This window comes from Campylobacter taeniopygiae (assembly GCF_005406225.1).
GTDB lineage: Bacteria > Campylobacterota > Campylobacteria > Campylobacterales > Campylobacteraceae > Campylobacter_D > Campylobacter_D taeniopygiae.
This window is the reverse complement of the sequence record NZ_NXLY01000010.1, coordinates 73,295-79,329: the sequence shown is the minus strand read 5'-3', so window position 1 is coordinate 79,329 and position 6,035 is coordinate 73,295. Positions and strand designations below refer to the sequence as shown.

6 protein-coding genes are annotated in these 6,035 nt (G+C 29.9%); all 6 read right to left on the bottom strand.

Annotated features, from left to right (window positions below; all coding sequences use genetic code 11):
- On the bottom strand, nt 1-1,047 hold a 1,047-nt coding region (locus tag CQA75_RS06240; protein WP_171000089.1), incomplete at its 3' end, for a cache domain-containing protein.
- 59 nt (nt 1,048-1,106) lie between these two features.
- Nucleotides 1,107-2,447 (bottom strand): amidophosphoribosyltransferase, encoded by a 1,341-nt coding sequence (gene purF, locus CQA75_RS06235; protein WP_137624161.1) that lies wholly within the window; start codon nt 2,445-2,447, stop codon nt 1,107-1,109.
- A 1-nt stretch (nt 2,448) separates the two neighbouring features.
- Entirely contained in the window at nt 2,449-3,177 is a 729-nt protein-coding gene (dapB, locus tag CQA75_RS06230) for a 4-hydroxy-tetrahydrodipicolinate reductase (protein WP_137624160.1), read from the bottom strand.
- Nucleotides 3,178-3,236: 59 nt separating this feature from the next.
- Entirely contained in the window at nt 3,237-4,412 is a 1,176-nt protein-coding gene (locus tag CQA75_RS06225) for a replication-associated recombination protein A (protein WP_137624159.1), read from the bottom strand.
- Nucleotides 4,412-5,551, bottom strand: a complete 1,140-nt coding sequence (locus CQA75_RS06220; RefSeq protein WP_137624158.1) for a DUF945 domain-containing protein — start codon at nt 5,549-5,551, stop codon at nt 4,412-4,414. The genes CQA75_RS06225 and CQA75_RS06220 overlap by 1 nt, the downstream gene beginning before the upstream one ends.
- A 112-nt stretch (nt 5,552-5,663) precedes the next feature.
- Nucleotides 5,664-6,008: a hypothetical protein gene (locus CQA75_RS06215; protein ID WP_137624157.1), complete on the bottom strand. Its 345-nt coding sequence runs from the start codon at nt 6,006-6,008 to the stop codon at nt 5,664-5,666.
- Nucleotides 6,009-6,035 lie beyond the last annotated feature (27 nt).

The following is a 6,035-nucleotide window of genomic DNA, read 5'->3' as shown; positions in this document are numbered from 1 at the left end:
ATTGGTTTTTATATTAATAGTAGAGACATTCTTTGTTTTATGATTGATAAAATCAAAGAAGGCATTAAGACCACTTTGGATGGTGGTGAGTGGGGAGAGACCTTTTGTGATTAGGATTCTGATTAGAATAAGGGCGATTAAGGTTGCAATGACGCCAACAAGAGCTTGCTTGAAGAGGGTCGCTTTAACAACTCCTGTATAAGTTTCATCTTCTGTAACCGTACACACTCTAAATTTTGGATTGATTGTTGCACTGCATAGTACTTCATAAGAATTCCCTTTATCATCTTTTGCTCCAAAAAGAGCATTTTCTTCTTTTGGGTTAAGGTAATAATTTGGATTAGTATTGATTGTATTAGCTATATTTATACTTAGTGGATTTTTTGTAAGAATTCTTTCTGGATATTGATGAAAATAAATTTCACCATCTGGACTATAAACTGCAGCATAAGTATTTGCAGAATGCCCATAAGCTAAAACATCTTTGGAAAATTGCTCTAAGCTATAATCCCCGCCAACAGCTCCTATTAATTTTCCATCTTTATAAATAGGCATTGCGTAGGTTAAAGCAGAAACTCCATCTGTTACTGATTTATATGGCCCATAAACAATAGCTTTAGTTGCACCATGAGCTTGTTGATACCATCCAGCATTTTGCAAATTAAAAGATTTAGAATCCAATATTTTTTTATCTGATAAAAGCACTCTTCCAGAATTTTCAAAACCTAAAAAAACAAGTTTAAAGCCAAAGGCTTCTTTGAAAGATTCTAACAAACTAAAGATTTCTTCATCGTTGCCTTTATCCAATACTTTTTGAACTTCTTTAGCTAAAACCTCCATGGCAACTCGTCTGCTTTTTCCGTAATTATCAAATGTCATCGTAACATCTTCTACGGTTTTTAGTTGAGTATCTTTAAGTAATTCAAAAGTGTTATTTTTAGAATCAAAATAACTAAAAGTACTTGTGATAGCCAATATAATAACTATCAAAACACCTGCATAAAAGGTTAATTTTAGCGATACGCTAAAAGATTTTGTTTTTTCCATAAAGGACTCCTATTAAATAATCGATCTTTTTTATTATTATACAATAAAATATATAAAAATTAATTTTTAATAAAATAATCTCCATCAAAACTAATTAAAGAATATTGCCTCTCATTTCCAATACTTCCAACAAGCTCTTCTATACTTAAAAAAGTTAAAGAATCAGCTTCAACATGTTTTCTTACTTCTTCTATGTTTTTATTAGCACTAATTAATTCTTCAAAAGTTGGAGTATCTATACCATAAATATCTGGAAATTTAATTTCTGGACAAGCAACAGCTAGATGAATTTTGCTAGCTCCTGCGGCACGAAGTAAAGAAACTATTTTTTTAGAAGTGGTTCCACGAACTATACTATCATCAATCACTACAATTTCTTTACCATCTAAAACTTTACGCATAGGATTGAGTTTTAATTTGACTTTTAAATTTCTTAGCTCTTGAGTAGGCTCTATAAAAGTTCTTCCTACATAATGATTTCTTACTATGGCCATTTCAAGAGGAATTTTTAAATATTGAGCAAAACCTATAGCAGCACTCACTCCGCTATCTGGAACAGGTACAACAAAATCGGCTTTATGAGGAAATTTTTTAGCTAAAGTTTCACCCATTTTTTTACGAATTTCATAAACACTCTTACCTTCTATAATACTATCAGGTCTTGCAAAATAAACATATTCAAAAGCACAAATTCTAGGATTTTTTGTTTCTAAAATTATACTTTCAAATTGATCATTGCCTTGAGTAAAAATGATTAACTCTCCAGGTTTAATATCGCGTATAAATTCAGCCTCTATTAAATCAAAAGCACAGGTTTCACTCGCAACTATATAACCTCCATCCTTTAATCTTCCCAAAGACAAAGGACGGACTCCATAAGGATCTCTTGCCACATAAAGTTTATCTTTGCTTGCTAGAACAAAACAATAAGCTCCTAAGCAACTTTTTAAACTTTCGATAAATTTGTCTTTTAAATTTTCTTTTTTACTTCTAGCGATTAAATGAACAACATTTTCAGTATCCATATGGGTTTGAAAAATCGCTCCATCTTGGATTAATTGATTTCTAATTTCTTCTTTATTGACTAAATTTCCATTGTGCGCTAAGGCAATATCTCCTAAGGCGCAATTTGCCGCAATAGGTTGCGCATCGTCTAAGCTAGAATTACCCGCTGTAGAGTAGCGATTGTGCCCTATAGCAATTTCTCCTTGTAAGGTTTGTAAATTTTGAGGATTGAAAATTTGACTCACCTCTCCTTTGGCTTTAATCGTTTTGATATTTTTACCATTACTAACACTGATTCCACTTGCTTCTTGCCCACGATGCTGCATAGCAAATAATGCATAATATGCATAAGTGCTCGCATTTTTTGAATTGATAACTCCAACAACTGCACACATATTAAATTCCTAAAAAATCATTGATTGAATATAATTTTGGATTTTGCTTTTTAAGCCAAATTGCGATCTTAATAGCACCCTTAGCAAAGGTTGCTCTTGAGGTTGCAACGTGACTTAATTCTAAAAATTCTCCATTTTCATAAAATCCCACAGTATGACGACCCACTATATCACCACCCCTTAAACTCATAACCGCTATTTCATTTTTATCTCTTTCGCCTATGATGCCATCTCTTGCACTAACTCTGACTTTTTCAAGATCTAAATTTCTAGCCTTTGCTGCATTTTGCGCTAAAGTCATAGCTGTTCCACTTGGCGCATCTTTTTTATGGCGATGATGCATTTCAACAATTTCAATATTAAAATTTTCAAGCATAGCGCTTGCTTTACTCACAAGATGATTTAAAACCGCAACACCTAAAGACATATTAGTCGCGTAAAATATTGGCATTGCTTTACTTAAATCATACATTAAATCCATTGTTTTTGCATCAAGTCCCGTTGTTCCTATCACTAAAGGCTTAGAATTCATTTTTGCAAAATTTAAAAGTTCGCAAGTGCCTTTTGGTGAAGAAAAGTCGATAATCACTTCACTTTTCTTAAAAAGTTCATCAATATCATCGCCCTTATCATAAAGCATCACTGCTTTTGCATTATTTTCATCCGCCAAGCATTCTTGAATTTGTTTTCCCATACGACCTTTGGCGCCGTAAATTCCTATATTGATCATATTAATTACCTTTTAAATAAATGTTTATTTTATCATTTGTTCCATAAATTTCCACATAATCATTGTTTTTTCATTTTAGCTAAATTTTCTAACAATTTTTTTTCTTCTCCAATCCCTTTACTTTCATAAAATTTTAAATTTTTACTTAAATATTTTTGTTCAATCCAACCTCCAAAATCATGAGGATAAAGATAATTTTTCCTTTCAGGATGGTTGTTATTAAGATAATTTGGAATATCTAAAGCCTCGTTATTTTTAACAAAATCTAAAGCCTTATTGATAGCCTTATAACTCGAATTTGATTTTAAAGCACTTGCTAAATAAACCACACACTGACTCAAAATAATGCGTGCCTCTGGATAACCTATATTTTTTACTGCTATAAGCGTAGAAACAGCTAGATTTAGCGCGTTTGGATCCGCATTTCCTATATCTTCGCTTGCAAAAATAATTAAACGCCTAGCTAAAAAATCAGCACTCTCTCCCGCATCAATCAATCTTGCAAGGTAATAAAGCGCCGCATCCACATCGCTCCCGCGTAAGCTTTTAATCATAGCACTAGCTAAAATATAATGCGTGTCTTTTTGGCTAACCCCTTCACTATTGACACCATTTCTAAGTTTTTTTAAATTATTTAAATTGATATTTTTAGGATCTAAAACCAATGCAAATTCAAGTAAATTTAACATAGATCTTGCATCGGCACTTTTAACTAAAAAATCCTTAGCCTCATCATCGATATCAAAACCGAGTTTTTCTTGAACTTTTTTTAATAAAATCTCTAAATCTTTAGCCTTTAATGTTTTAAACTCAAAAAGCATAGAACGACTTCTAATGCCAGAACAAAGCACAAAATAAGGATTTTCAGTACTTGCACCTATGATAATACAACGATAATTCTCCATAGGGATGAGTAGCATTTCTTGTTGAGTTTTATTAAGACGATGAATTTCATCGATAAAAATTAAAGGTTTATAAAGACTATTTTTATATTGATCAAGTATTTTTCTAAGCTCCTCAAGCTTAAAATTTCCCCCATCAAATTCATAAAAATCCAATCCAAAATCTTTTGCTATCGCTCTTGCAAAAGTTGTTTTTCCACATCCTGCTACACCATAAAATAAACTATGAGGTAATTTTTGCATAGTGATAAATTTTTTAAATATTTCAACAAGGTCTTTTTGACCTATAATTTCATCTAATTTTTTAGGACGAAATTCTAACGCTAAACTCATCAGTTTAAATCTATGTGAGAAAATTGATTATCATTAATCTTAAGTTGAGGATTTGAAAGATTATCATAGGATAAATTCATAATAAATAAATCGTTATTTTTAATAAAATACTGATTTAATCCTCCAAAAAATTGTCCCCAAGAAAATAATTTATCCGGTTCTTCTGTGCTAGAAATTTGAATATTAGCTTTATCATTTTTGTCCGATATGAAAACATTACCATCAATATCTATATTTTGATTGTCTTTATAAAGAGTTAAATCAATAATATCAAATTTTAATCCTTCTTTGGCAATAAAATTGATATCAAATTTATCATAAGAATTTCTGGCTATTTCATCCCAAATAATATCAAAATCAATTTTATCAAAATTCAAATTTTGATAAAGTTTTGAATTCATATCAAGAACAATATCATCTGCTTTACCTTGAAAATGAACTTTTAATTTATCCTTACCTTGAAAATGAAATGTATTTTTGCTATAAAATGAAGCTATTTTATTGTTATTAAACGCAAAAGAGTGAAATTGTAATTCTTCAACACCCTCTTTAGGTTGTAATAAATCACTCAAAGGCACAGGATGATTAAAATGTTGCTTATAATTGAAATTTTGCATAGAAAGTTTTGAGTAAAATTGTGCAAATTGTGCTTCATCCACCTTAAAACAAATGTCTTTAGCTTGCATATTTTTATTTGTTAAAATGGAAATGGAAGCATTTTTTAACAAAGTATCCCCACCTTCATTGCTTAAATTAATATCCTGAAATTTAAGTCTTAGATTGAAACCTTTTTGCTCGCTTGTTATTATAAAATTAGCCAATTCTTTATCTTTTAAATATTGATCTAAAAAATAAAAAGGATTGCTTAAATTTCCTTGTGCAATATATTTTGAAAAATAGTTGTTGTTAAAAATTATACTGATTTTAGTTTCAAAATTTAAATTGAATTTGTCTTTTATGATAAAATCTGCTTTAGAGTGCAAAAAGCCTTTTTTGAAATTTAAATCCGTAATTTCATAATGAGAATTTTTATTATTTGTAAGATTATTTAAAATATTTTCATTTATATAGCCCATGTAAAAAATATGAATAATAAATACAAACCCTATTATAATAGGAATTATTAGCCATTTTTTCAAAATATCTTTCCTTGATAAATTTCAATAGCTATTTTACAAATTCCTTGTTAAAAAAAGTTTAAAAATGTTAAAAAAGAGTTTTATTTTGTTTGACAAAGCAAACAAAATAATTTTAATAGGCTTTTTTATAGCATTGAATTTCTATTTTTCTAGCCACAGGAATAGCTGGAGCATTTGGAGAAATTGGCATACCATAGAAAATTTTACTTTCTAAAAAATCACCTTGTTTTAAATCCTTAAAGGTTCCCTCTTTGTCGGTACCAAAAATTCCACAATCATCCATTTCAATTTCTGTATTTGGTAAAACTTTAATCGCTATTTGTCCGCCATAAACAGAATCGATGAGCAAAGTTTTATTGTTATCATAAACTTGAGCAATAGTGCCTTCGAGCTTAACACTGTCGGCTAAAAGAATAGTACTTGACAAACAAGCTGCCAAAAAGAACATTTTTTTCATAAATATTTTCTCCTTTTTTGTTTGATT